This window comes from Thermodesulfobacterium hveragerdense DSM 12571 (assembly GCF_000423845.1).
Taxonomy (GTDB): Bacteria; Desulfobacterota; Thermodesulfobacteria; order Thermodesulfobacteriales; family Thermodesulfobacteriaceae; genus Thermodesulfobacterium; species Thermodesulfobacterium hveragerdense.
Map to the genome: position 1 here is coordinate 41,666 of NZ_AUIT01000007.1, position 24,583 is coordinate 66,248.

24 protein-coding genes are annotated in these 24,583 nt (G+C 36.0%); 2 read left to right on the forward strand and 22 right to left on the reverse strand.

All coding sequences use genetic code 11. The features are described from left to right. Positions 1-5: 5 nt before the first annotated feature. The 17 genes from G580_RS0103270 to speD are packed head-to-tail and all read right to left on the reverse strand — an operon-like array spanning position 6 to position 15,046. A complete protein-coding gene (locus tag G580_RS0103270; RefSeq protein ID WP_156874775.1) occupies positions 6-1,640 on the reverse strand; it encodes a peptide-binding protein in 1,635 nt (544 codons plus the stop codon). Between the two features lie 2 nt (positions 1,641-1,642). Beyond that, positions 1,643-2,134: a phosphate-starvation-inducible PsiE family protein gene (locus G580_RS0103275; RefSeq protein ID WP_051173025.1), complete on the reverse strand. Its 492-nt coding sequence runs from the start codon at positions 2,132-2,134 to the stop codon at positions 1,643-1,645. Continuing rightward, positions 2,131-2,703 carry an RNA 2',3'-cyclic phosphodiesterase gene (gene thpR / locus G580_RS0103280; protein WP_083960788.1) on the reverse strand — a complete coding sequence of 191 codons (573 nt, stop codon included), beginning with the start codon at positions 2,701-2,703 and terminating at the stop codon, positions 2,131-2,133. The genes G580_RS0103275 and thpR overlap by 4 nt, the downstream gene beginning before the upstream one ends. Further along, a complete protein-coding gene (locus tag G580_RS0103285; protein ID WP_028841032.1) occupies positions 2,645-3,925 on the reverse strand; it encodes a nicotinamide-nucleotide amidohydrolase family protein in 1,281 nt (426 codons plus the stop codon). Before G580_RS0103285 ends, thpR begins: the two co-directional genes overlap by 59 nt. 13 nt (positions 3,926-3,938) lie before the next feature. Then, on the reverse strand, positions 3,939-4,430 hold the full coding sequence (locus tag G580_RS0103290; protein WP_038041442.1) for a phosphatidylglycerophosphatase A family protein: 492 nt from the start codon (positions 4,428-4,430) through the stop codon (positions 3,939-3,941). Beyond that, a complete protein-coding gene (locus G580_RS0103295; RefSeq protein WP_028841034.1) occupies positions 4,417-4,995 on the reverse strand; it encodes a hypothetical protein in 579 nt (192 codons plus the stop codon). Before G580_RS0103295 ends, G580_RS0103290 begins: the two co-directional genes overlap by 14 nt. Then, a complete protein-coding gene (locus G580_RS0103300; protein ID WP_051173027.1) occupies positions 4,988-5,995 on the reverse strand; it encodes a potassium channel family protein in 1,008 nt (335 codons plus the stop codon). The genes G580_RS0103295 and G580_RS0103300 overlap by 8 nt, the downstream gene beginning before the upstream one ends. Continuing rightward, positions 5,995-7,806, reverse strand: coding sequence for a sensor domain-containing diguanylate cyclase (locus tag G580_RS0103305; RefSeq protein WP_028841036.1), 1,812 nt, complete (start codon positions 7,804-7,806; stop codon positions 5,995-5,997). Before G580_RS0103305 ends, G580_RS0103300 begins: the two co-directional genes overlap by 1 nt. A 55-nt stretch (positions 7,807-7,861) precedes the next feature. Further along, positions 7,862-9,172, reverse strand: coding sequence for a tRNA nucleotidyltransferase/poly(A) polymerase family protein (locus G580_RS0103310; RefSeq protein WP_028841037.1), 1,311 nt, complete (start codon positions 9,170-9,172; stop codon positions 7,862-7,864). Then, complete coding sequence (xerD, locus tag G580_RS0103315; RefSeq protein ID WP_245542834.1) at positions 9,147-10,031, reverse strand: site-specific tyrosine recombinase XerD; 885 nt, start codon at positions 10,029-10,031, stop codon at positions 9,147-9,149. The genes G580_RS0103310 and xerD overlap by 26 nt, the downstream gene beginning before the upstream one ends. Then, positions 10,028-10,522 carry a hypothetical protein gene (locus G580_RS0103320; protein ID WP_028841039.1) on the reverse strand — a complete coding sequence of 165 codons (495 nt, stop codon included), beginning with the start codon at positions 10,520-10,522 and terminating at the stop codon, positions 10,028-10,030. The genes xerD and G580_RS0103320 overlap by 4 nt, the downstream gene beginning before the upstream one ends. Positions 10,523-10,524: 2 nt before the next feature. Then, positions 10,525-11,184: a metallophosphoesterase family protein gene (locus G580_RS0103325; RefSeq protein WP_038041444.1), complete on the reverse strand. Its 660-nt coding sequence runs from the start codon at positions 11,182-11,184 to the stop codon at positions 10,525-10,527. An 8-nt stretch (positions 11,185-11,192) separates the two neighbouring features. Next, on the reverse strand, positions 11,193-12,122 hold the full coding sequence (locus tag G580_RS0103330; protein ID WP_028841041.1) for a radical SAM protein: 930 nt from the start codon (positions 12,120-12,122) through the stop codon (positions 11,193-11,195). Continuing rightward, a complete protein-coding gene (locus tag G580_RS0103335) occupies positions 12,119-13,186 on the reverse strand; it encodes a (Fe-S)-binding protein (protein ID WP_028841042.1) in 1,068 nt (355 codons plus the stop codon). Before G580_RS0103335 ends, G580_RS0103330 begins: the two co-directional genes overlap by 4 nt. Next, a complete protein-coding gene (locus G580_RS0103340) occupies positions 13,155-13,754 on the reverse strand; it encodes an HD domain-containing protein (RefSeq protein ID WP_028841043.1) in 600 nt (199 codons plus the stop codon). The genes G580_RS0103335 and G580_RS0103340 overlap by 32 nt, the downstream gene beginning before the upstream one ends. After that, entirely contained in the window at positions 13,738-14,604 is an 867-nt protein-coding gene (gene speB / locus G580_RS0103345) for an agmatinase (protein WP_028841044.1), read from the reverse strand. The genes G580_RS0103340 and speB overlap by 17 nt, the downstream gene beginning before the upstream one ends. Before the next feature lie 4 nt (positions 14,605-14,608). Next, positions 14,609-15,046 (reverse strand): adenosylmethionine decarboxylase, encoded by a 438-nt coding sequence (speD, locus tag G580_RS0103350; protein WP_038041459.1) that lies wholly within the window; start codon positions 15,044-15,046, stop codon positions 14,609-14,611. 330 nt (positions 15,047-15,376) lie between these two features. On the opposite strand from speD, the gene G580_RS0103355 reads away from it, so the two are divergent. Continuing rightward, positions 15,377-16,657, forward strand: a complete 1,281-nt coding sequence (locus tag G580_RS0103355; protein ID WP_038041461.1) for a beta-barrel assembly-enhancing protease — start codon at positions 15,377-15,379, stop codon at positions 16,655-16,657. Next, entirely contained in the window at positions 16,644-17,555 is a 912-nt protein-coding gene (locus G580_RS0103360) for a sulfite exporter TauE/SafE family protein (RefSeq protein ID WP_245542835.1), read from the forward strand. Before G580_RS0103355 ends, G580_RS0103360 begins: the two co-directional genes overlap by 14 nt. On the opposite strand, the gene ahbA is transcribed toward G580_RS0103360, so the two are convergent. The 5 genes from ahbA to rpsU all read right to left on the reverse strand — a co-directional run bounded on the left by ahbA (position 17,545) and on the right by rpsU (position 24,543). Then, positions 17,545-18,525, reverse strand: a complete 981-nt coding sequence (ahbA, locus tag G580_RS0103365) for a siroheme decarboxylase subunit alpha (protein ID WP_028841048.1) — start codon at positions 18,523-18,525, stop codon at positions 17,545-17,547. The genes G580_RS0103360 and ahbA overlap by 11 nt on opposite strands. Before the next feature lie 3 nt (positions 18,526-18,528). Then, complete coding sequence (locus tag G580_RS10945; protein WP_051173030.1) at positions 18,529-20,073, reverse strand: RNA polymerase sigma factor RpoD/SigA; 1,545 nt, start codon at positions 20,071-20,073, stop codon at positions 18,529-18,531. A 42-nt stretch (positions 20,074-20,115) separates the two neighbouring features. Further along, positions 20,116-21,870, reverse strand: a complete 1,755-nt coding sequence (dnaG, locus tag G580_RS10950; protein WP_051173032.1) for a DNA primase — start codon at positions 21,868-21,870, stop codon at positions 20,116-20,118. Between the two features lie 130 nt (positions 21,871-22,000). Then, positions 22,001-24,298 carry an endonuclease MutS2 gene (locus tag G580_RS0103380; RefSeq protein WP_028841049.1) on the reverse strand — a complete coding sequence of 766 codons (2,298 nt, stop codon included), beginning with the start codon at positions 24,296-24,298 and terminating at the stop codon, positions 22,001-22,003. Positions 24,299-24,330: 32 nt separating this feature from the next. Next, positions 24,331-24,543, reverse strand: coding sequence for a 30S ribosomal protein S21 (rpsU, locus tag G580_RS0103385; protein ID WP_028841050.1), 213 nt, complete (start codon positions 24,541-24,543; stop codon positions 24,331-24,333). Positions 24,544-24,583: the final 40 nt, after the last annotated feature.

Here is a 24,583-nt window from a genome sequence, read left to right on the forward strand (position 1 = left end):
TTTTTTTATGGTATCAAGTATTTTTGTTTTTCTTTAGGAACCCACCATTCTTCTAAGTTATACCCTACCCCTATGGCTGAGGTTTTCACCTCCTGAACCCTTGAGCTGATAGCTTCTAAACTCATAGGTATATAAAGAAACGTATATGGTTGGTCTTCAGCCAAGATCTCTTGCACTTTAAAATAGATTTTTTTTCTTTTTTTAACGTCTAAAGTATATCTTCCTTGTTCTAAAAGACGATCAAGTTCAAGATTAGCATATCCCACAAAATTTAACCCAGGAGAGACCGTTTTAGAAGAATGGAAAATGTCGTAAAGGTCTGGGTCTGGGCCAGTAGACCAACCCAAGATAACTGCTTCAAACCTTCTTTTATCTATAAACTGATGGATAAGGGTTGTCCATTCTAAGGTTCGTATCTTTACCTTTATCCCTATTTTTGAAAGCTCTTGCTGGACAATCTGAGCGGCAAGAAGCCTTGGAAGATTACCTTGATTAACCAATAGGGTAAACTCAAAGGGTTTACCGTCCTTTTCTAACCAACCTTTTTCGTTTTTCTTAAAACCTGCTTCTAAAAGTAGATTTAAAGCCTTTTGAGGATCATAAGGACAACTTTTTTCTATCGTTGGGTTGTAAAACCAAGCATCAGGTTTATAAGGACCATAAGCCGGTATCCCCTGACCTAAAAGCGCCCCCTTTACTATCTTTTGTTTATCTATCGCATAACACAAAGCCTTTCTTACCCTTTTGTCTCTAAAAATCGGATGAGCCAAGTTATACCCTATGTAAGTAAAGGAAAAAGCAGGATATTTATAGATATGGAAATATTTTTCTATTTTTTCCCTCTGAAGTTTTAAGTATTGAAGAGGGGTCATAGAAATCCAGTCTATACCTCCAGAACGGAGCTCCATAAAAAGGGTTGTAGGGTCAAGGATGATACGATAGATAAGATAGTTTAAATAAGGTCTACCTTTATAGTAAAGAGGATTAGCTTTTAAAACAATTTCCTGCTGAGTCTTCCATCGTACCAACGTAAAAGGGCCATTACCGATGGGATTTCTTCCAAAAACATTTTTTAAATAATCAAGGTCCTTTCCCTCAAGCAGATGTTTCGGAAGAACCACCAAGTTACCCCAAGAAGAAAGAGCTAAAGCAAAAGGCCTTTTATAGGTAACCCTAAAGGTATAACGATCAAGCACCTCAAACTTTTCTACCTCAAGAAAATCGCTGGCATAGGGAGTAGGTATCTTAGGGTCAGTAATCAACCGGTAACCAAAAGCTACATCCTCTGCTGTAACCTCAACCCCATCACTCCACTTAACCCCTTTTTTTAAATAGAAGGTAAAAGTTTTTTGATCCTCCGATATTTCATACCTTTCAGCCAGGTCACCTACAAGATTAAGGTCAGGTCCGTATTTAACCACTCCCAAAAATAGATGCCCCCCTATCGTATGACTCATAACATCTGTGGCTATCATAGGCACCATCACGCTGGCATCAGCTATAGCTCCTATAACCAGGGCATCTCCATAATCTTTAGAAAGACGCTGTTTTGAAGAAGTTCCATATAATGAAATCACCACTCCAAAGCTCAAGGTTAAACATAAAACTAATAAAACTAAAACCTTTGGTTTCAACGACATGCTTATTCCTGTAAAGAGCTAATCCGAGGTTTTTTAAAAATTTTTATTCCCTTATATATTATTAAAATAAACCTGCTCACTACCACCAAAACGATGGCAAAAGCCCACCAAAAAACCTCAAACCCTGTGGCCTTCCCTTCAAAAAGATGTATCATAAATTCTCTTATCAAGAAGGCTATCAAAACCTCTATCAGGATTTCCATACTCACTGCCTCGTGTTCAAAATAATCTACAAAAGCCCTTATCAATTCGAGTACAACTATCAAACTCAATACGTTGGTTACCAGATCTTTAAAACTTGCCCTAACGGTAGGTTCAGTAAAAACAAAGGTAAGGTCTTTAACGGTCTTTAAAATTCCTATACCTAAACTTATGATCAAAATGATGATGGCTAAATTAAAAGCAAGCTTAATGATACCTTTATAGACACAAAGGATGACATTTTGTAAAGCCTCTAACTGGGAAGGTGGACTACAGGGAAGGTCTTTTTTCATACCTTTAGTCCTACCTCCTTAAAGATTTTATAGACAGGACCTTTAGGGGTTAGGTTGCTCTCAAAAAAATCAATCTTTCTTACAGGGAACCTTATACCTTCAAGCTTTTCAGCCTGTTTGTAAAGGTTCTTAAAGTAGTCTTCAAAGACTGCCTTATCTTTTATTTCTTTTATCCTAAATAGGGTGATATGGGGATGAAACCTTTGATCAAGGCCTAACTTAAATTTTTTAAAGGCTTTATGTAAATCTTCTACCAGTTTAAACAAAGTCCCTGAATCTTCTTTAACCCCTATCCAAACCACCCTGGGATTGCCTTTTTCAGGGAAAAACCCAAGTTTATCTATGGATAAAACAAAACTTTGATGTTGGGTAGCCACCTTTTCTACAGACTTAACCAACCTTTCCAAAAGGTTAGCCCCTATTTCTCCGAAAAAAACTAAGGTAAGATGAAAATTTTCCAGTTCTACCCATTTAGTCCTAAGACCCTCTGGTTGTTTAACTTTTTCTAAATCAGCAAGACCTTTCTTCAACTCCGAGGGCAAATCTATACCTAAGAAAACTCTCATCATATAGGATAAGCCTCCTTAACATATCTAAAGCAGTATAACTACTTATCAACTGAACCTCTCTTCTTCCTAAACCATAAAATCCAAAATTAAAAGCCTTAACCTTGTTTTGATAAGCAAGTCCTATGTAGACTGTTCCCACCGGGTTTTCAGAAGTACCTCCTCCAGGGCCTGCATAACCTGTAATTCCGATAGCAAAGTCTACCTTTACCTGTCTTCTCACTCCCTCTGCCATATCTAAGGCCACTTGATAACTAACCATCCCAAACTGTTCTATATGCTCCTTTTTTACCCCAAGTAGGTCCATTTTACTCTCAGGACTATAGGTCACCCAACCTCTTTCAAAATAATTAGAACTCCCTGCAACTGAGGTTAAAAGAGAAGCCAACATACCTCCTGTACAGGATTCGGCAACCGCTACCTTTTTTCCTCGTTCTATCAAAAGACTCCCAACCACTTCTACCAAAGACAAATCTTCCTCACTTACTAAGGAAACCCTAAACTTTTTTTTTAGCTCAGATATTACCTCTGACAATAGGCCTTGATTTTTACTCCTAACCACCAACTTAACCTCAGGCCAAAGGGGATAGTATCCTATCTTTAAGTCTTGAGCATTTAAAGTATAATCTTTTAAAAATAAATTTAAAAATAAATTAAGGTCTGTTTCATTTAGGTCAAAAAATCGCAAAGATTTAGATAACTCTAAACCTTCCGCCTTAAACCTCTGAGATAAAAGTGGTAGCACCTTTTGGGTTAAAAGATATTCAAACTGATGAGGTACTCCAGGCAAAACAAAAATAAGTTTTTCTTTAAAGTCTAAAAGATATCCTGCCATCGTTAAGTTATCTGCTAAAGGCACCGCACCCTCAGGAAGCAGAGACATTTTTCTGGCTATTTCTTGAGAACTGGCATATTCTTTAGAATCTGTTATAGCCTTAGAAATTTCCTGATTTTCAATTAAATTAAGCCCTAAAGCATCAGCCACAGCCTGGTTAGTCAGGTCATCATCTGTAGGTCCAAGCCCACCAGACAAAACCAAAAAAGAATACTTAACAGCCAGATCCTGTAAATAAGATTTCACCAGAGATAGATCGTCAGGGATGGTTACTATTTCTCTAACCTGAAAGCCATGAGAAGAAAGTTCCCTGGTAGCAACGATAATATTGGTGTTTACCACCACCCCAGAAACCAGCTCATCTCCGATAAAGACTAAGGCACCTTTCATCTTAGAGATAAGTTTATATCAAACCAGAAAATTTGACAACATAGATTAACAAAGTTACGATAACATTGGTAAGGATCCCTGCCAACAGATCGTCTAACATAATACCCCATCCTCCAGGAAAAGCCTCTAATCTGCCGATAAAGAATGGTTTTTTGATGTCTAAAACCCTGAAAATCACAAAGGCTAAAATAAACTCAAACAAGCTATGTTTGCCGATCAAGGAAAACCACATACCTGCTATCTCGTCTATCACCACAAATTCTGGGTCTTTCTGTCTAACGATTTTACTTGATAAATGACTGGATAAAACCCCTAAGATTGTAAGACTCAAAGTTAAGAAAATTTGAGTTAACCGGTCAGCCTGTTTGATCAACCAAAAATATATAAGCCCGGTTAAAGCTCCCAAAGTCCCAGGACAAACAGGTAAAAACCCTACAAAACCACCTGAGGCAATAAAAATCCATAAAAGATTCTTTAAAAAGTTAGGCTGTTTAGAAAGGGGCATGTTCTATCTCTTGGTAAAACTTTTCATAATCTTCTAAAGCCATCAAAGACCTTAGTTTCCACAAATAAAGCTCTATCCTTAACCTCTCTTCTCCTTTTTTACTTTTTAATATCTCTTTAGCCTTTTGTTCCACAGCTTGATATCGTTGCATCGCCTCTCTTTTCAAAGTTTCTCGGTAGGTTTCAAGCTTGTTTTTTAAGGTTTCTACCTTAGGTTTAAATCTTTTCAATTCTCTTCCACATCTTTTATAATACTTCTTTTTGTAATATTCTTCTATCCTTTCCCACTCTTTTAAAACAGTCTTCTGCTCTTCTTTGTAAAGGTCAGGCACTTTGGCCCCTTTTATCCATTCTACCATCCCTTTTATCTCTTGATAAAGCTCTTTGGGAGGAGGATAAAGAGAGACATATTTTCTTACCAAAGGAAGGTTTGAAAGAAGTACCTTAACACGTTCTACGTTGTCTTCCTTAAACTCCTGAAAACGTTCTTTCAGGGTACAAGAAGACAAAAAGAAGGTTAAAGTTAAAATCACAACCAAATTTTTAATCAACTCCTTTCTACCCATTAGTCATCTCTCTCTCAAGCAATTCAAGTTTCTCTGGAGGTCCTATGGCTAAAAGAATGTCTCCAGGCAGGATGTAGCTTTCTGCAGAAGGATTAAACTCTATCTTTCCTTCTCCTCTTTTTATCCCTACGATCATCACTCCAAAAATCTTGCCTATTTCCGCTTCCTTCAGTGTCTTACCTGCATAAGAAGATTTTTCTGATACATAAATCTCTTCTATGTCAATCTTTAGATATTCTGAGCTTGTTATAAACTCCCAGAAATCAACCACGTTAGGCTTTAAGAGTGTGTGTGCCATCCTTAAACCGCCTATATGATAAGGACATACCACTTTGTTTGCCCCTGCTATCTTTAGTTTCTTTCTGGCTGACTCTTCTGCAGCCCTGGCTATGATAAAAAGGTCAGGGTTTAAAGCCCTGGCACTTAACACCACATAAAGATTATCGGCATCTGAAGAAAGGACTGATACAAGCCCCTTAGCCTTCTCAATACCCGCTTCTTTAAGTATCTCATCCTTGGTGGCATCTCCTATCACGAATAAAAACCCTTCTTCCCTTGGGTCAAGATGTTTTTCTATCACCACCACTTCCTGCCCATTAGCCTTAAGTTCTTTTGCAATAATCCTTCCCATCCTTCCATAACCACAGATGATGTAATGACCCTTAAGTTTTTCTAACATCTTTCTTCTTCTCCTTTCGTTAAAAACATCTTTTAGCTCTCCCTCTATCAAAATTTGTGCAACGGATGTGGCTGCATAGGTAAAAACTCCAAAACCCATGACAATAAGAACGATGGTGAAAACTTTACCTACTTCACTAAGCTCTTTGACCTCTCTAAAACCCACGGTAGCTAAGGTTATAACCGTCATGTATAAAGCATCCAAAAAATACATCTCCTCGATTACCATATAACCAGCAGTTCCTAAACTTAACACCACCAAAAGTAATGTTAAAATAAAAAAAAGACGTTTACCTATCGAATATGAATACTTTGTAGACATCAACTCAATACCTTAATAACCCCTCTTCCTTCAAACTTGGCTTTGTAAAGTGCCTGGTCTACTTTAAGCAACAACTCCTCTAACTCCCTATCTGGCTCTATCTTAATAATCCCTATACTAACAGACCCTACCACCTCTTTTCCGTTTGCTTTGATGCGGATTTTTTTTACCTCCTGTAAAATTCTTTCAGCTAATTTTTTTACCCCTTCAAGGTCTGCTCTAAGAATTAAAAGAAATTCGTCCCCTCCCCATCTAACAGCAATGTCCTCTGCCCGAGTATTTTTCTTTATTACCTCAGCTATAACTTTTAAATATTCATCTCCTACCAAGTGACCAAACTGATCGTTTATCTCCTTTAGATAATTTACATCCATAAAAAGTAAACAGTAGTTTTGCCCTCTCTTTACCAACTCGAAAATCCGTTTGCTAACATCCTTTAAATATACCCTGTTATAAAGTCCTGTAAGTTGATCTTTGGTTGCTATATCAAAAAGTTGTTCCACCCTTTCTTTAAAGTAAGAGACATCATGTCCTATCACTAAGTAATACAGACTGTATTCTTTAATAGGAATTATCTCAAAGCTGAAACATACCTCTTTTCCACTTTTTGCTTTTAAACAAAACTCAAAACTCTCACCCCTCTCTAAATCCTTTGAATCCATCAAAAATATAAAAGAAGATAAAGATTTATCGTCCATCAAGTTTTTCCACAAACTGTTTGCATATATCAAATTTTTTTCTTCATCAAATACCGCAACCACTAAGTTAGACCGTTCTGCTATCAGCTGATAGATCTTTGTAGCTTGGTTTATCTCTTCAAGCTGACGTTTTAAAAGCAAATAAACTTCGTTAAAATGTGCTACCAGCTCAACAAGCTCATCTTCTCCTTTTAAAGTAACCTTTTCTTTTCTACCCTCCACAAGCTGTTCTATTTCCTCTTTTACATAATGTATTCTTTTTAACACTCTCATCATATGAAAATAGTATATTCCGAAAATAAGTGCTAAAAACAAGGCTTGTATCAGGATAAACTCCCAAAGATATTTTTCAAACATCAACTTTCTTGGAGCAGTAAAACTCATAGCCAGAGGATTACCAAAGAAATCTCTAAGTGTGGTGACAACCTCATAAAACCCTCTTTCATCGAATTTAATGCTATTCTCGACCTTTCTACCCTTAGAAGGGACAAAACGTAGTTCACTAAGCACAAAAATGTTTTTAATCAAATCTACCTTCTCTTCGTCTAAAGGATAAACCATAACCAAAATCCCTACAGGTGGCTTTATGCCCTCTGAGTCACTTACAGGATAAAAACTGACTATAGATGGAACGTTTTTATAAAAAGAAAACGCGTTATAAACAGAAGTTAAGGTTATCTCTTTGTAAAGAGAACGATAATAGCGATAGTGTTCCTCTAACCATAAAGGGTCTATAGGTATGATCTGTTTGATTTTCTTATCAAAAAAGCCTCCTGCCTTTACCCTTCCGTCAGGATAAAGATAGACGATCACAGAAAGTTTGTTGTTTTCATAGGATTCTATGTTTAGGTTTGACTTGACAAAAGCAGTGGTTTCACCCTGTAAAAATTTATATGCCTCATCCCAAACCGCCCAATCTCTGGTTAAAAGTTCAACTCTCTTTTTCTCTGCTTCAAGGTATCTTATTACTTCTATACTTGTTGAAGCAATCCAGTTTTTTTCTATTTCAAATAAAACTTTTTTAAAAAAACCCGAATAAATCCCCCAACTTAAAACTAAGAACAAAAAAAGTTGAATAAAAAGCCAGATCAAAATCTTCTTTTTAAGCCTCATATAAACCTTAGTTTTTTAATCTATACGATAATTTTAATAAAAAAAACAAAATTTACTACTCATTTTTAACCAAAAACTTTCTTAAAAACTCTATTTCATCTTCTTTAGTTTTAACCGTTCCTTCTACCCTCTTTAAACGAAGGATTTTTAAAAGTTCTCCTATCTCTTTTCCTGGTTTAAACCCCAATTTTTTCAAATCTTCACCGTTTAACTCTGGTCTAACCTTAGAATAAATCTTTAAATACCGAAGGATTTCTTCTTTAAGTTCAGGGAAAATAACAGCAAAGGCACAAAGATACTCCCTCCGAACTTTATCAAACCACTCTAACCTTTCTTTTAAGCTCAATCGGTTTATTTTATGATAAAATCCTCTAAAGTTATGTAGAAGACTTTCAATCCTTGTAATCTCAACCTCACTAAAACCTAATCTCTCTAAACCACTTAAGCTTTCAACCATCCCTAAAAAATAAACCTTTTCCCTTTCTTTAGGACTAAACTCTTCTTTTACCTCTTTTAACACCTCACAAAACAACGGAAAATTTTCCCTGGCTACCTCAAGCCCTGCCTTTTCAAAAACCCCAAGCTGATAAGTAGTTTCAAGGAGCTCTAACAGAATATCTTCCCCTTCTTTAAACAAATAAAGTCTCAGCTCATTTGCCAACCTTGCAGAAGAAAGCTTTTTTAGACCCTCCTTTTGATAACAAGCCTCTAAAGCCTGATAAAACTCCTCAGAAAAATCAAATCCAAGCCTTACTTTGTACCTTATCCCCCTAAAAATACGGGTAGGATCTTCCACAAACGAGTCGTGGTGCAAAGGTTTAACAAGAGAAGCTTCAAGATCATTTTTACCGTCTAATGGGTCAAGCAAAAGCCCTTCATAAGGAGCAGAAAGCCCTATGGCTAAAGCATTTATCGTAAAATCCCTTCTTAAAAGGTCGTCCATAAAATTAGAAGGAAAAACCTTAGGAAGCTGGGCAATTTCTTCATAAACCTCTCTTCTTGCTGTGATAAAGTCCACCTCCAGAGGTTCTCCGTCTAAAAAAAACCTTACTTTGTAGGTAAAAAATTGAGACTTTAACAGAATTTCTTTTTTTAGGTCTCCGTTTAGTTCCTGTAAAAACTCCTCTAAGTTTCCCTCTAAAACGATATCAAAATCTTTAGAACTTTGAGGGTTTAGTTTACCTTTTTTAGAAAGGAGGTAATCCCTTACCACCCCTCCTGCAAAATACAAAAATTCCCCTCTTTTTTTGGCTAATTCCCTGAGTCTATCCAAAAATTCTTTGGTTTCCCTTTCCTTAGCCACAAAATCTAAAAAATCTTCGAAATCAACAGGATAAACCTTAGGCCCTTGGGTGATGTTTGTCATAAACCTCTTTAAGCCTATTGTAGTCTAAGTGAGTATAAATCTGGGTAGTAGCTAAGCTACTATGTCCAAGCATAAGTTGAAGGGCTCTTAAATCTGCTCCTCCTTGCAGGAGATGAGAAGCAAAGGAATGTCTTAACACATGAGGAGAAACCTTTTCAGGGTCTATCCCGGCTTTTAAGGCATATTCCTTAATTATCTGCCAAAACCTTTGTCTGGTAAGAGGACCTCCCCTTCGGTTTAAGAACACATAGTCTTTACTTTTAGGGTTGGCAAACAAAGGCCTTATGTTATAAAGATAGCTTTTTAAAAACTCAAGGGCATAATCTCCCATCGGAACAAGCCTCTCTTTTCCACCCTTACCCATAACCCTTAAAAAACCTAACTCAAGGTTGAAATCCTTGATCTTTAGTTCTACCAATTCAGAAACTCTGATGCCTGTGGCATACATTACCTCAAGCATCGTCCTATCCCTATATCCTAACGGATGGGTCAGGTCTGGTTGAAACAACAACCTTTCTGTCTCGTCAATACTTAATACCTTAGGGAGTCTCATCGGAAGTTTAGGATTTTCAAACCAATCCGAACCTACGTTAAGTCCCTTTTCTACCTGTAGAAATTTTAAAAAACTCCTAAGGCTTGAAAGCTTTCTTGCCACGGTAAAAGGATTATAACCTTTGGTCTTCAAATACTCTAAGTATTCGTTAAGATTGCCTATGTTTTTTACATTTAACCCGCCTTTTTTTTGTAAAAACTCTTCTAAGTCTTTCAGATCATACCCATATGAAACAACCGTGTTGAAAGAAGCGTTTTTTACTGCCAAAAGGTAAGACAAAAATTCTTCGATGTATTCCTTAATCAAAGAGAAAGCTCCTTTAAAAGAGCTTCTATCTTAAAACTTATGGTTTCATCCTTAGAAGTAAGCACCAACGTTTTAAGCTTAGAAAGCATACCCTGTTTTTCTGTGGTAGTCCTTTGAGGAAAAAGTTCCTTTATTTTTTCTAAGGTTTTGATTACCAAATTTTTGTCGTCCAGGTCTAAAAAAAGCATAAGGGTCCGCCAATCTTCAGGCAACCCATATCTTTCCACAAACTCTTTGGCTAATTTTTTGAAATTCTTGTTTCCATATTGCTGGTGTAAACGGTCTAAAAAACTCTGTTTTTCCAGCTCTTCTTTATCTACAAAAAGTTTATCAAGCTCTTTCAAGTATTTTTGCTTGTTTTTATTGTCTATCCCAGAGGAAGCCTTATCTTTTCTTTCCAGTTTTTTTCTGATTTTACTTAAACCACTTTGAGATTTTAGTTTGTCTATCTCTCGCCAAGAAAGTTTTCTGTCTCCATCGTCTTTCGACATGGCTACCTCCTACTTTTACATTTTACCTGAAAAAATTGTATGTCTGGTAACATAACCGCCGTTAGAAAACCTCCATACACACAACCTGTGTCTATACCTATTCTTTTAGGACCTAAAAATGGAGTTGAAAAAGGGGTATGACCAAAAACTACTGTTTGAGGTAGAACCTTTTTTGACTCATAAAAAATCCCTCTTATCCATAAAAAATCTTCTTCTGTTTGATCTTTTAAACTCTTATAAGGATTTATCCCTGCATGCACAAACAAGTAATCTCCAGCCTCAAAAAACAACCTTAATTCCTGAAAAAAAATCTGATGTTCTAAAGGAAGCTCAACCATTCGTTTTTCTGAATTATAATACTGACTAACGGTGGTATCTCCTCCGTTATAGAGAAAAAGTTCCACGTTTTTCCCCTCTAAAAACCATTCAAACATCAACTCGTGGTTTCCTTTAAGGGCGATTACATGCTCTGGATACTTCTTTTTTAAGGTTATAATTTTTTCCACCACCCCTCTCGGATTCTCTCCTCGGTCTATGTAATCACCTAAGAAAATCAACAGATCCTTTCCCCAGTTAATCGGCAATATTTCCAGCAAGGCTTCTAAACTTTCCAGACACCCGTGAATGTCTCCAACAGCAAAAATCTTTAAACCCTCAGACATATACAACCTTACAGATCCCAAAACCTTGCCCTGCGATCATCAAGACGCTTAAGCCCATACTTTTTTGCCCAACTTAAGGCTCTTTTCCATTCCTCTTGGGTAATCTTTCTATCAAGGGGAGGATATTTCCAGGCATCTCCACAAGGTCTGTACTGATCCATAAGGTTAAAGTAAGTATCCTTTGAAACCTCTTCAGCGATAAACTTAATCACCTCTTCTGTTTGAGAGACATCTTCAGGTAAAACTAAGTGCCTTACGATCAAACCTCTCTTTGCTATACTCCCTTCTATCACCAAGTCTCCTACCTGTCTATGCATCTCTTTTACAGCTTCCCTTACCACAGAAGAGTAGTTTTTTACTTTAGAAAGTTTTAAAGCAATTTTATCATCCAGATATTTGATATCAGGCATGTAAATATCTACTATGTCTTCCAATAATCTTAAAGTCTCTAAGGATTCATAACCTCCGCAGTTATAGACTATCGGAAGCTGTAAACCCATTTCTGCTGCTAACTTTATAGCCTTTACGATAAAAGGGACTTGATGGGTAGGTGTAACCAAGTTGATGTTATGACAGCCCCAGACCTGAAGGATAATCATGATCTTTGCTAAATCCTCTACTCCTAATACGTCCCCTTCTCCTAAATGACTGATTTCCCAGTTCTGGCAATAAACACAAGCCATATTGCAGTAAGTAAAAAAGATAGCTCCTGAACCGTTTTCCCCTACCAGAGGTCTTTCTTCTCCAAAATGAGGGCCATAACTTGAAATCATAGGCTTATCTAAAACCTTGCAAAAACCTCTTTCTCCCTTGAGCCTGTTAACCCCACACCGATTGGGACAAAGGTCACAACTTTCAAGCTTGGCATAAAGAATTTCTATCCTTTTATCTATCTCTCCGGTTTCCATCAGTTTAAGGTAAGAGGGATAGACACTCATAACAACTCTAACCAATGCTTTATCTGAGGAGGTGAGCTTAATACCATGTTAAAATTAAGAAAACAACCGGCACAAAATGTGGCAACAACCTTTACCTTTGTTAGTTTCTGAATCCAAACCCGTTTATATTTTTCCGGAAAACCTTCCCAATAAAGAGAAATCTTTGGGGAACCACAACAAAACTCACTTACCCTTATTTTATTTTTTACCAAAGAAAACTCTTCTGTCAAGTGGCAAGGAAGATGAAAAAGAACGGAACTATCCTTTGATCTCTCAGCTAAAACCTTTAACTCTTCTTCTCCCAAGAAAGAAAGAGCTTTATAGGCAGAAATTCCTCTTTTAGCTAAGTCTAAAAAATCCTTTTCATAAGAGGTGCCTTCGAAAAACTTAGGATAGACCTTTTTAAACATCCAGAGACAGGTAGCACAGAAAAAAACCACAGGAGAAGTTACTTCTTGCAAAACCTTAAGGTTTTTTAATGCCCTTTGTTTTACCAAAGAGGGGAATCCCAAGCTAAAAAAGTGAGCCCCACAACATTCAGATTCTTCAACTACCCAAACATTTACTCCTTTCTTCATTAGCAAACTTAAAAATTTTTCTAAAACCTGAGGATAAAAATGCTTTAAGTCACAAGAAAAATAAACCAATAAATCTGGCTTTCCCTGATTTTCTTTAAAAGAATAGATCTTGTTAGGGCTAACTTTACCTTTTTCTGATAATATCTTGTCAAACCTGTCTAAAAACCGAAGTTTAGAGAGGGTTTGCAGGGGATGACCCCCTATAAGGCCAAAGGCTTCTTTCAAAATTATGGGTTCTTTTTTATCCTTTATAAGCTCAAGGCCTGATTCTACAAAACCAACCCTGTTAGGGCACACCCTTTCACATTTTCCACAGAACAAACAAACCTCAAGAGATTGATGAGGTATTCTTTTTTGAAAAAGAAATAACCTACCTCGCGGAGAATAAGCCTCAGACCTAAAAACCCTGTAAGTTGGGCAATGAGGAACACATTTGCCACAACGAGTGCAGAGGTTATCGTTGGTGTTTTTTACGGTAGAGGTCATTGTTTTTTATCAAAAAGTTATACCACCAGCTACACCAATCAGTTTCTAAAATAGTTTCAACCAGAGTTTTAGCCACCTCGGTGATTAACTTTGGTTTAGCATAATCGATCCATTTTTGAGCATAAGGGTTATTAAGGTCTCTTTGTTCTTTAAGCTGTATAATAAGGTCGATTATGTCTGCGTCATGAACCAGTCTTGCCTCTAAAGAGGCTAAGCTTCTATATTCCTTCCATAGATTAAGAACTTCCTCACTTAAAGGGATACCCTGAAAGGCGTCTGCAAGCGCCTTTTTTTCGTCAGTTTGGTTGTAAAGCTTATTTAAAGCATTAAAATCTCCGGTCCTTGTCTCTGGAAGGTCATGTAGTAAGGCCATTTTAAAAAGTTTTTCTTTATCTACTTTTTCTTCCACAAGCTCTGAAAGTATCCAGGCAATAAAAGCCACCCCGAAGGAGTGAGAGGCTACATTTTCATGCCCTGTACCAAGATAGGGATATCCTGTCCTTTCTACTCTTTTGAGAAAGGCTACCTCAAAAAGAAAGTTAGCATATCTACTATAAAAGTCCTTCATTTTTAGCGGCTAAATACACAGCTACCTTAAAAATAAGTTTAGCTGCTAAATATTCTGTAACAGGATTTACAGGGTCTGGCTTTACCTCAACCAAATCCATACCTATCAACCGATGTTTTACCAGGGTTTTAAGGATGGTTAACGCTTCCCACCAATCAATCCCTCCTGGCTCAGGGGTTCCAACCCCAGGAGCAAACGCAGGGTCAAACACATCCATATCAAAACTAAGAAAAATATAACTATCTTTAACAAAATTTTCTACCTTTCTAAGGCCTTCTTTAAAATCAACCTTTATATCTTTAGCCCAAATGATAGGATAGTTTTCCTGTTTTATAAACTCATACTCTTCTTTACATAGGGTACGAATTCCTATGCTCAAAACAGGAACGCCAAGTTCATAAATCTTTCTCATAACTGTAGCATGGGTGAATGAACTCTGGTTATATCGGTCTCTAAGGTCTAAATGAGCGTCAAGATGAACCACCTTTAACCCGGGAAAACTCTCTTTTAAAACCCTTATACTTCCTAAAGTAACCGTATGTTCTCCTCCGATAACAATCGGAAATCTGTTAAAGCTAAGGGTTTCTTCTACTTTTTGGGATATCTCTTTTAGCGCCTCTTCAGGGTCAAAGGATAACTCCTCTACCGGATAGGTAAAAAAACCTATCTTTTCTGAAGGGTCTAAAAAATATTCTTCGTCAAAAAACTCCATGTTAGGACTTACTTTAAGGATTTCTAAAGGAGCTTCTTTTGTGCCCTTTTTCCAAGAGGTAGAATACTCGAGAGGAGCTGGGATAAGGGCTACCTTGGCCTGAGGATGGTCAGGTAGCCCTAAAAAAGAAATTTTCATAAACCTATATTATAAGGTCCTTTCTTTCCATCTTGATAAATTTTTCTACTGCCCTGATAGAACGAGGGAACTCAAGCCCTCTGTCAAAGAACTTTATCTCACTCTTTTGGATTTCAAAAATTTGGGTAACATCACTGATAACCTTGTCAGCATCAAAAGGTTTACAGGAAAATACATCGATACTGAGATAAAGCTTCTCTGGAAAGGTATGGATGCTTATATGACTTTCTGCGATGATAACAAACCCAGAAATACCCCAGTCCTCAGGCACAGGAGCATAATATTTAAACACATAGGGAGGCATAATCTTGGTCATTTCTATCTCTTCAGGATATTTACTAAGGAAATTATATATAAAATCTAAATTCATAAGCTTATCTCTATTAGCACCATAACCATCTATCACCAGATGCTGCCCAAAACCATACTCAAACTTTTCCATTTCTTTCATCTTTATATCCCCCCTAACCTAAGTTATATTAAACCTTAAGTCGGCTTTTAAAATATATCAGAAAAAAATTTTGTCAAGATTTTTCCTGTAAAATTTTGAAAAATTTTTAATTATCTAATAATAACCTGATTAAAACCCTAAAAGCTTTAAATTTTTTTGTTTATTCTTTATTTTTTAGTAAAATTTGTCGTTGACTTATCAAACTTTAATTTTTATAATATGTTTATTAGTAATTAACTTTTTGAGTTGTGCCTTGTTTCGAAGTTTTTTTAAAAGTTTTTAATTTTAAACCAATTTTTTATGATTAAAAGTACAAAAGACATGTTTTTAAAAAAATTTTTAACAACCATTTACCTGTTTTTGGTGCTTTTTGTTTCTGGTTGTGCCAACTCTAACGGACCTTTTTTAAACTTAATTCCTGAAGAAAAAGAGATAGAATTAGGGAACCTATATGTCTATCCTGCTATAAATGAATATGATGGGCTTTATCCTGAGAAAATGGTGCAAGAGTATATATCAGGTTTAGGACAAAGGCTTGCCAGGTTTTCTGAAAGAAAGCTCCCTTATAAATTCTATGTAGTAAACTCTGACGTGGTAAATGCCTTTGCTCTACCAGGAGGTCCGGTGATAGTTACCAGAGGTCTACTTTTAACCTTAGACAAAGAAAGTCAGCTTGCAGGAGTTTTAGCACATGAAATAGGACATATAACCGCTAAACATCATGTAAAAATGTTGGAAAAACAGCTGGCCCTAAACTTTCTTCTTCAAATAGGAAGCCTGTTAGTCCCACAAGACCTTACAGGAGAAATCTTGTTAAGATTGGGGGCTGTGTCTGCTTCACTACTCCAGCTTAAGTTTAGTAGAGATCAAGAAAAAGAGGCAGACTACTATGGTTTTCTCTTTGCCTATAAAGCAGGATTTTCTCCGCAAGGCATGATAGAGGTCTTTGAAAAGTTTAAGCAGATGCAAAAAGAACGCCCTCCGGAATGGCTTTCTACCCACCCCTTACCTGAAACGAGAATTAAAGAAGCTCAAAACTATATCAACACCTTTAAACCCTCTGGTGCCTTTATCTCTGACACCGAAAAATTTCAAAAAATAAAAAACTTGTTGGTTACCACTAAACCTTCTTACCAACAAGTATCCAAAGGTAAGGCTGAGTACAAGAAAAAGAACCTCAATTCAGCAGAAGCTTATTTTAAAGAAGCCTTAAGTTTATATCCTCAAAACACTGTAGCTTTAGTTTATTTAGCTTCTATCAGGTTAGAAAAGAAAGATTTTGAGAGTGCAAAAAACTATGCCATAAAAGCTGTAGAAATAGACCCTAACTTTTTCTCAGCTCAGCTAATCGCAGGTATTTCCTGCTTCAAGATAGGGGAATTAAGTAATTCCCTTGTTTACTTAGAAAAGGCCTCCCAGCTTATTCCTTTTAACGGGATTTCTTATTATTATAAAGGCAGGGTTTATGAAACTCAAAAACAATCTTCTTTAGCCTTAAAAAACTATCAAAAAGCTTTAGAATTAGGACCACAACAAGCCTCTTGGTATTCTGACTGTAAAGCAAGATATCAACGATTGAGGTTTTATTATGAAAATGGATAACTTCTTAGACCTTTTGTTGACCTCTTTACCTTGGGTTGTAACCTTTAAGACTTCAGGGGTAACCACCTCTATTCTAATACCTCCCTTAGTAGCTTTTGTTATCTCTTTTTTCTCTGCCTCTGGAGGAATAAGCGGTGCTTTTTTACTTTTACCTTTTCAGATAAGTATCCTTAGGTTTACCACTCCTGCGGTTAGTGCAACCAACCATCTTTTTAACGTGTTTGCCATTCCCTTCAGGGTCTATAGGTACTGGAAAGAAAGACGTTTTTTCTATCCTTTAACCTTAATAATTTCCATAGGCACCTTACCTGGTGTGATTATAGGATATTTTTTAAGAATAGCCTTTTTTCAGGAGCTATTAAGATTTAAGCTTTTGGTTGGAGCTGTACTTTTGGTAATAAGCTTAAAGCTTCTTTATGATATCATATTTCCTCCTAAAAAAGATGCCTCTTTTTCTCCAGAACCTCCAAAACTTCTCCAGTTTAACTGGAAAACCTTAGCATTCATCTATGACCATAAAACCTACCAAGTAAGTTCTTTAGCTATATCTCTGGTTGCTTTTTTTATAGGGATTATAGGTGGTATTTATGGGATAGGAGGAGGGGCGTTGATGGCCCCTATCTTGCTTGGGTTTTTTCACCTACCTCCTTACGTGTTTGCTGGGGCCACTCTTTTTGGAACTTGTTTAACCTCAGTCGTGGGAGTATTGGTTTTTACCTTTGGAGGGAATCCACCAGACTGGGCGCTTGGAGCTCTTTTAGGTTTAGGAGGAGCAGCTGGACTATATTTAGGAGCTAAAGCCCAAAAAAGAATGCCTCAAAAGCTTATAAGGGTTATCATAACAGCGTTGGTACTTTTTATAAGCTTAAGATATCTCTATTCTTACTTTATGCGGTAAAAACATCGTCATAAAAAAGTTTTAACCTAACCTTTTTTAATTCTTTTAGTGTAGTAAGCATAAGATATTCGGTGATATCTATCTTTTGAGCCAGTTCTTCTATCAACCTTCTTTCCTCCTCGTTCTTAAAATGACACATCGTATACAGGTTATAATCCCAAAAAGGATAGGTCTTTCTTTCATAACAATGTGTGATAAAGGTTTTGTTGGTAACTTCCTTAACAAAACTTTCTATCTTCTTTTGAGGTACCTTCCAGGCTACCATGACGTTGGTTTTATATCCTAAACGGTCATGTTTTACCAAAGCCCCAAACCTTCTTAAACCACCTTGTTTTTGGACTTCCATCAACCAAGAAAAAATCTCTTCTTCTCTAACACCAAGTTTTTCAGCTATAGGTTTAAAAGGCTCTTTTATCAAAGGAAGAGGCTCTTGAAGATGTTTGACAAACCAAACATCTTTTTCTGAAAAACTTTCCTCTGTTTGCTTTTGAAACCCTATCTCTTCGTTTTTTTCGTTTTCGTAACCTTCTACCTCTAAAACCGTAGATATTTTAAAAACCCTTAAAGCAGGTAAAAACAAAAAATCTTCTATTTGGCATCGCTTACAAAGGTTGTCTGCTTCAGTCAAAAGGTCTTTTCCTGGGGGCACTACCAGAATAAACCAAAGGTTGTAATCATGAGATCTTAAGTAGTTATGACTTACCCCTTGATGGCTGTTTATGATCTCTATTGTCTGAATAAGGTTTTCTTCCTTAGCCCTTAAGGCAAAAAGCCCAGACCTATGTCCAAAAAAAGAAGGGTTAAAAACTGCAGAAACCTGTCTTATTATTCTCTTTTCTTGCAACTCTCTAACTTTTTCTAAAAAAAAATCTTCTTCTAAACCAACCTTTTCAGCTAAACGTAAAAAGGGCCTATTTTCTAAGGGAAAATCTTTTTGGATAACAGAAAGAATCTTTTTCTCAACATCCATACGTTAAGAACTATAAATAAGAAAATTCTTTAAAAACTTTATCCTTTGAGGATGTTTAAGTTTACGCAGGGCGATGTTTTCTATCTGTCTGATCCTTTCTTTAGTAACCCCAAACTTGTTTCCAACCTCCTCTAAAGTGTAGGATTCTCTTTCACCTATTCCAAACCTTAGCCTTATAATTTTTTCCTCCCTGGGGGACAAACTCTTTAGAAGTTCTCTTACTTTTTCTGATAGAGCTTGGTTAAAGGTAATTTCATCAGGTTTTAAAGCTTTCTGGTCTTCTATGAAATCTCTTAGTGTAGAATCGTCTTCTTCTCCTATGTTAGTTTCCAGAGAAATAGGTTGTTTCATAATTTTGAAGATGTAGTTAAGTTTTTCTATAGAAAGGCCTGTCTCCTTAGAAAGTTCTTCTAAAGTTGGATCTCTACCATATTCTTGATAAAACTTGTTAGAAATAAGCTTACTTATTTTGTATATAGTTTCTATTATATGAAGGGGGATCCTTATGGTCCTGGTATTTTCTGCCAGATACCTGGTGATAGACTGTCTTATCCACCAGGTTGCATAGGTGCTAAACTTAAATCCTTTTCGGTAATCAAATTTTTCTATGGCTTTAAGAAGACCTATGTTTCCTTCCTGGATTAAATCAGAAAGAAACATCCCTTTAGGAGAATACTTGCGGGCTATAGAAATGATAAGCCTAAGATTAGATTTTACCAACTCCTCTTTGCAGGCCTTTATAACTTGACAGGCTTTAAAAATCTTTTCTCCACTTTGGTATACCTTCTCTAAGGGCTCTCCAAAGAATTCATCAAAATGCTTCATAAACTTACAATGTTCGTTTACTTCTTTTACCAGCTTGTCTAAATCTATCTTATCGATGGAAAATCTTTTTGCTAAACGGAGAAAATTAATCTGTCTTCCGTTAACTGAAAAAATTTTTTCTATCGTGATAGGCTTGATCTCGTATTTAGTTTGCAGTTTGTTTTTTAATCTGTTTAGGTTGTTAGTCCTGTGATAGGTTTCCAAAATCTCACAACAAAGCTCATCTAACAGCAGTTTGCTTGGCCTTACTTGATAAACAAGTTCTATGGTCTTTTCCAAAAGCTCAGGTTTAACACCATGAGAGTTAAAAGACTCTAAAATGTCACTTAAGTTTTGTTTTAAACTTTGTATCCAATGTTCAAAATTTTCTTTATGTTTTTGTAATTCATCACAGTCCTTAAAAAGCAGTCCTAACTTGCCATGTCTTTCTGATTGAATAACCAGATGAAAAAACTTGGCAGTAGTAGCATAATAACTGAGGACCTCACTCAATATCTCCCTTTCCTTTTCTTCTATAGTCCTTCCTATCCTTATTTCATCTTCTTTGGTAAGAAGTTTATGAGAAAAAACTTCCTTAAAATAAATCTTTATAGGGTCTTCGTCTTTAACTCCAGACCTTTTTTCCTCTTCTTCAGGTAGCCAGAAATTTTCTGAAGAAACCTCCTCTAAGAGCATTTCCTCTTCTTCAAAAAGACAAAAGGTTTTTTTGTTTCGGAGGCTCATTCAATCCTCCTTTGTTTAAAAATTTTTATGCAAACTTTTATTTTAACTCTCTACTTTGTCTAAACCACAAACTTTATTGATCAAGGTGGCTTTTAAAAGACAAAGATATTGATTTTTTTCTTCTTTTGCCCCTACATTTTCTAAATTTTTTATGCTCTCTGCAAGTTTTTTTAACTCCAGCTTGATTAAAGACTTTTGGAGAAAGGATTTTATGTCTTTGAGAACCTCCTCTCGACTTTCAAAAGGAGGGCTAAAAAGAAGGTCGCTTAGAATAGACTGAAATTCAGGATCAGAGACACAAGAAAGCTCTCCCAGCCCTTTTTTCAAACTCTCGATTAACATTTTTAAAAAAACCGTATACTTAGAACCACAAGCTTCTAAATACTTAGAAAGTCCTGACTCCTCTAAAATTTCTAAATCTTCAGGATAACTTACTAAGTATTGAGCAATCATCCTTAAACAACTATCTTCCTTAGGTTCAACCAAACTCTTTTCAGAAGATGAAATAAATATAGCAGGTTTTTTAGATACTTCCTTTTTAGATAAACTTTTTAAAATCTCTGTTTCAGACAAATCCAGTTTAAAGCTCAATTCCTTAGCTACTTTTTTCTTTAAAAACGGGTCTTCTATACCCTGAAAAACCTCAATCAATTCTTGATAGGCCTTAGAAGGATTTTGTTTGAATTTGTCTTGGTAAAAAGAAACTACAAAAGAAATTCCGTCCTGGGTTAAGTCCTTTATCTTTTCCTTAACCTCTGATGCATCTACCTTTATTTTTTGGACGAAAGAATCTGGATCCTCCCCTTCAGGTAAAACAACACATTTAGGTAAAATCCCTTCTTTTACAAACAAAGACACGGCCCTTACCGTAGCCTTTTTCCCAGCTTCATCGCTGTCATAACATACCAATATCTCCTCAGATAATCCTTTAAGGATTTTTACATGAGTAGGGGTAAGGGCTGTACCACAAGTAGCAACCGTATTTCTTATCCCAGCCTCCCAGAAAGAAAGGAAATCAAAGTATCCCTCTACCAAAAAACAGGTTTTTCCTTTCTTGATATATTCTTTAGCCTGATAAAGACCATAAAGGATTTCTGATTTTTTATAAATTTTAGACTCAGAGGTATTTAAATACTTGGGCTCGTCTTCTTTAAGAAGAGCTCTTCCTCCAAAACCAACACACTCCCCTTTGGAATTAAAAACAGGAAAGATCACCCTAAACTTAAAAAGGTCTACAAAAGAACCGTCTTGTACTTGTTTGATCAAACCAAGCTCTTCTGCATGTTTAAACTCTTCTTTTGAGGTTCTCAAATAACCGGTTAATACCCTACCTTCTTGAGGGGCAAAACCTAAAAGAAAATGCTTTATAGTTTCTTCAGAAAGGCCTCTTTCTAAGAGATATTCTCTTCCTTCTTTAGCCCCAGGATGAAAAAACAGCAAATGATGGTAAAACTTGGCTACTTTATAAGCCAGGCTAACAAGCTCGTTTTCTTTTGTCTTCTCTAAAAAAACTTTTTCTTCTACATAAATTCCTGCTTTCTCTGCTAATTCTAAGATAGCCTCTTTAAAGGATAACCCCTTTATCTTCATGTAAAAAGTTACCACATCACCAGACTCACCACATCCAAAACACTTGAAAATCTGTTTCTCAGGACTGACCACAAAAGAAGGGGTTTTTTCTGAATGAAAAGGACAAAGTCCTACAAGATTTTTGCCTATCCTTTTTAACCTTACATAGTTAGAAACTACCTCTACAAGGTTATAAATCTCTTTTATTTTCTCAAAAAGTTCCTCCAAGGGTTACCTCTATGAACTCTATTTGGTCTTAAAATTTAAAGTATTATGGATCAAGATTAAAAGAATTCTTTCCATCAGAAATTTTATAATACACTTTTTTAAATATGCAATAGTGAAATAAAAAACCTCCTTAATGTTTTTTTTCCAAAAAAACTACAGTAACCCCTGTCCCTCCCTTACTTTGTTCTGCAAACCTAAACTCTTTTACCAGAGGATGGTCTTTTAGATGTTTCTGAATAGCCTCTCTTAACCTTCCTGACCCATGCCCATGAACAAGATAAACCTCAGCCACCCCTTCTAAAAAACCCCTGTTAAGTTCTTTTTCTACCGCTTCCAAAGCCTCATCTACTGTCAAACCCAAAAGATTAACCCTTCTCCTATTTTCTTTAGAGGTTTGAGAAGTAGAAGAAGGTCTTAGAGAAAAGCCATGAGAGTGTTTTGATTTGAGTTTTTGAGCCTCTAAAATCTTAGATAACCTTTCTAAAGGTATCTCTAACCTTAAAGCACCACATAAAACCTCTGCCAAATTATCTCTTATCTTTATCACTTTCCCTTTCTGGTTAAACCCTTTTATTAATACATAATCACCTTCTTGAATAGTTTCTTCTTGTTGACTTTCTCTTAAAACCTTAGCCACAAATTTTTCAAACTCTTTCGCCCCACCTTTTTTACCTATACCCTTTTCACTCAATTCCTCTACCAGTTTCTTAAACTCTCTTTCCCATTCTTTAAACTTAAGTTCAAGTTGTTTGACATAATGTTTTTCAAGTTCTTCTTTTTTATGGTTAAGTTGAATCTCTCTTTGCTCTAAGTCTTTTTCTTTTCTTTCTAAACACTCTTTAAGTTTTTTAACCTTATCAAACTCTTTTTCCCAAAGTTTATACCATTCCCAGTATTCTTTATTTTGCAGATATTCAAAGGCTCTATCTAAAATTCGCTCAGGAATACCTAATTTTTTGGCCAATTCAAAGGATAAAGAATCCCCATAAACATCATAAACCAACCTGTAAGTAGGTTCTTTAGTCTCAAGGTTATACTCCATCGTAGCAACTTTCAACTCCTCTATCTTTAGCCCTAAGGTTTTCAAAAACTGAGAATGGGTGGTAACCACTACTTTTACCCCTCTTTTTAGAAGCTCTTCCAACACTGCAGCAATAAGTGCCATACCTTTTTCAGGGTCTGTACCTCTGCCTGGTTCATCAAGAAGCACCAAGGTTTGACTATCTGCCTGATCTAAAATCTCTTTAAGACCTCTTAAATGAGAAGAAAAAGAAGACTCGCCCTGGAAGATATCCTGATCATCTCCGATGTCAGCAAACATTTTGTTAAAAACCGGAATTTCAGCCCTTTCTGCAGGTATTAAAAAACCTGTCTGAGCCATTAAACAAATCAAACCTATGGTTTTTAGAGAAACTGTCTTACCACCTAAGTTAGGTCCTGTTATAAGCAACCCCTTTTCTAAGAAAAAATCGTTTCTAATTGCTTTAACCTGTTTTTCCTTAGTTTGATTAAGTAATAGAAAAGGATGAACCCCTTGCCAAACCTTAAGGCTTCCTTGAGGTTTTAACTCAGGAAAAATCCCTCGATAAGCCCTTCCTAAGTTTACCTTACCCCAGGCTATTTCGAACTCTAAATAAAGGTCTTCAAGCTCAAAAAAAAGCTCTCTTTTTAAAAACAGCTCTTGAGAAACTTCCTTTAAAATCTTTAACTCCTCTCTTTGCTCTTGATGACGAAGGGTTTCCACCTCGTTTGAAAGACCTATGATAGAAACCGGTTCTATAAAAGCAGTAGCCCCACTTGAAGAAAGTCCGTGGAAAATCCCTTTTACCTTATTTTTAAATTCAACCTTAACCGGAAGAACATACCTACCTTCTTTTTGGGTATAGAGATTTTCCTGTAAATAACCTTTTTTAAAAAAATGTTCTCTAAGCTTATCGAGTTTCCCATACAAAAGGTCTAAAGCCTCTCTAATTTTCTTTCTTATCACATAAAGTTGATAGGAAGCTTTGTCTTTAAGTTCCTTTCTTTCGTAATCGATTACCCTATCTAAAAATTGTTGTTCTAATTCTTTGACAGCCTGATAAGAATCAACAAGCCGAGAAAAAGGCGAATTTTTAAGGATTGAAGACAATTTTTTTAAAACGATAAACCACTGTTTAATCTGTATGAGTTCCAAAGGAAGGAAAACAGACCGCTTTTGAGCCTTAAAAAAAAGGGATCTTAATGATTTAAGGGGGATAAGGTCTAACCTTTCCCCCTTTTCTATAAGATTCCAGAGATAACTTGCTTGCGCCTGAATTATACAAGCTTTTTCACAATCAAAATTAGGTAATAATTGTTTTACTTCTTGTTTAACAAAATCACTAACTACGTTTTCAGAAAGATAGTCTAAAAGTTTAGACCATTCAAGCTTAACAAAAGATTTCAACACCACGTTCTAAAATTACAAATAAATACCGCTTATTTTTCCTTAACTTTTTGTTGCAACTTCTTAAGTTTTTTCATCAATTTCTTACGGGCTGCTTGCATCTTTTTTCTACGTCTAACCCCAGGCTTTTCGTAAAATTCTCTCTTTTTAACCTCAGAAAGTATTTTTGTTTTTTCTACAAGCCTTTTAAACCTTTTTAAAGCTTGTTCTAAAGACTCTCCATCCTTAACGACTATCCCCGCCAAAAGATAATCCCTCCTTTTCTAAAAATTTTGGTTTAGTCTA

Excerpts from the sequence above, each read along its gene's own strand:
- G580_RS0103270 (WP_156874775.1), bottom strand. The coding sequence starts at position 1,640 with ATGTCGTTGAAACCAAAGGTTTTAGTTTTATTAGTTTTATGTTTAACC.
- G580_RS0103275 (WP_051173025.1), bottom strand. The coding sequence starts at position 2,134 with ATGAAAAAAGACCTTCCCTGTAGTCCACCTTCCCAGTTAGAGGCTTTA.
- thpR (WP_083960788.1), bottom strand. The coding sequence starts at position 2,703 with ATGATGAGAGTTTTCTTAGGTATAGATTTGCCCTCGGAGTTGAAGAAA.
- G580_RS0103285 (WP_028841032.1), bottom strand. The coding sequence starts at position 3,925 with ATGAAAGGTGCCTTAGTCTTTATCGGAGATGAGCTGGTTTCTGGGGTG.
- G580_RS0103290 (WP_038041442.1), bottom strand. The coding sequence starts at position 4,430 with ATGCCCCTTTCTAAACAGCCTAACTTTTTAAAGAATCTTTTATGGATT.
- G580_RS0103295 (WP_028841034.1), bottom strand. The coding sequence starts at position 4,995 with ATGGGTAGAAAGGAGTTGATTAAAAATTTGGTTGTGATTTTAACTTTA.
- G580_RS0103300 (WP_051173027.1), bottom strand. The coding sequence starts at position 5,995 with ATGTCTACAAAGTATTCATATTCGATAGGTAAACGTCTTTTTTTTATT.
- G580_RS0103305 (WP_028841036.1), bottom strand. The coding sequence starts at position 7,806 with ATGAGGCTTAAAAAGAAGATTTTGATCTGGCTTTTTATTCAACTTTTT.
- G580_RS0103310 (WP_028841037.1), bottom strand. The coding sequence starts at position 9,172 with ATGACAAACATCACCCAAGGGCCTAAGGTTTATCCTGTTGATTTCGAA.
- G580_RS0103320 (WP_028841039.1), bottom strand. The coding sequence starts at position 10,522 with ATGTCGAAAGACGATGGAGACAGAAAACTTTCTTGGCGAGAGATAGAC.
- G580_RS0103325 (WP_038041444.1), bottom strand. The coding sequence starts at position 11,184 with ATGTCTGAGGGTTTAAAGATTTTTGCTGTTGGAGACATTCACGGGTGT.
- G580_RS0103330 (WP_028841041.1), bottom strand. The coding sequence starts at position 12,122 with ATGAGTGTCTATCCCTCTTACCTTAAACTGATGGAAACCGGAGAGATA.
- G580_RS0103335 (WP_028841042.1), bottom strand. The coding sequence starts at position 13,186 with ATGACCTCTACCGTAAAAAACACCAACGATAACCTCTGCACTCGTTGT.
- G580_RS0103340 (WP_028841043.1), bottom strand. The coding sequence starts at position 13,754 with ATGAAGGACTTTTATAGTAGATATGCTAACTTTCTTTTTGAGGTAGCC.
- speB (WP_028841044.1), bottom strand. The coding sequence starts at position 14,604 with ATGAAAATTTCTTTTTTAGGGCTACCTGACCATCCTCAGGCCAAGGTA.
- speD (WP_038041459.1), bottom strand. The coding sequence starts at position 15,046 with ATGGAAAAGTTTGAGTATGGTTTTGGGCAGCATCTGGTGATAGATGGT.
- G580_RS0103355 (WP_038041461.1), top strand. The coding sequence starts at position 15,377 with ATGTTTTTAAAAAAATTTTTAACAACCATTTACCTGTTTTTGGTGCTT.
- G580_RS0103360 (WP_245542835.1), top strand. The coding sequence starts at position 16,644 with ATGAAAATGGATAACTTCTTAGACCTTTTGTTGACCTCTTTACCTTGG.
- ahbA (WP_028841048.1), bottom strand. The coding sequence starts at position 18,525 with ATGGATGTTGAGAAAAAGATTCTTTCTGTTATCCAAAAAGATTTTCCC.
- G580_RS10945 (WP_051173030.1), bottom strand. The coding sequence starts at position 20,073 with ATGAGCCTCCGAAACAAAAAAACCTTTTGTCTTTTTGAAGAAGAGGAA.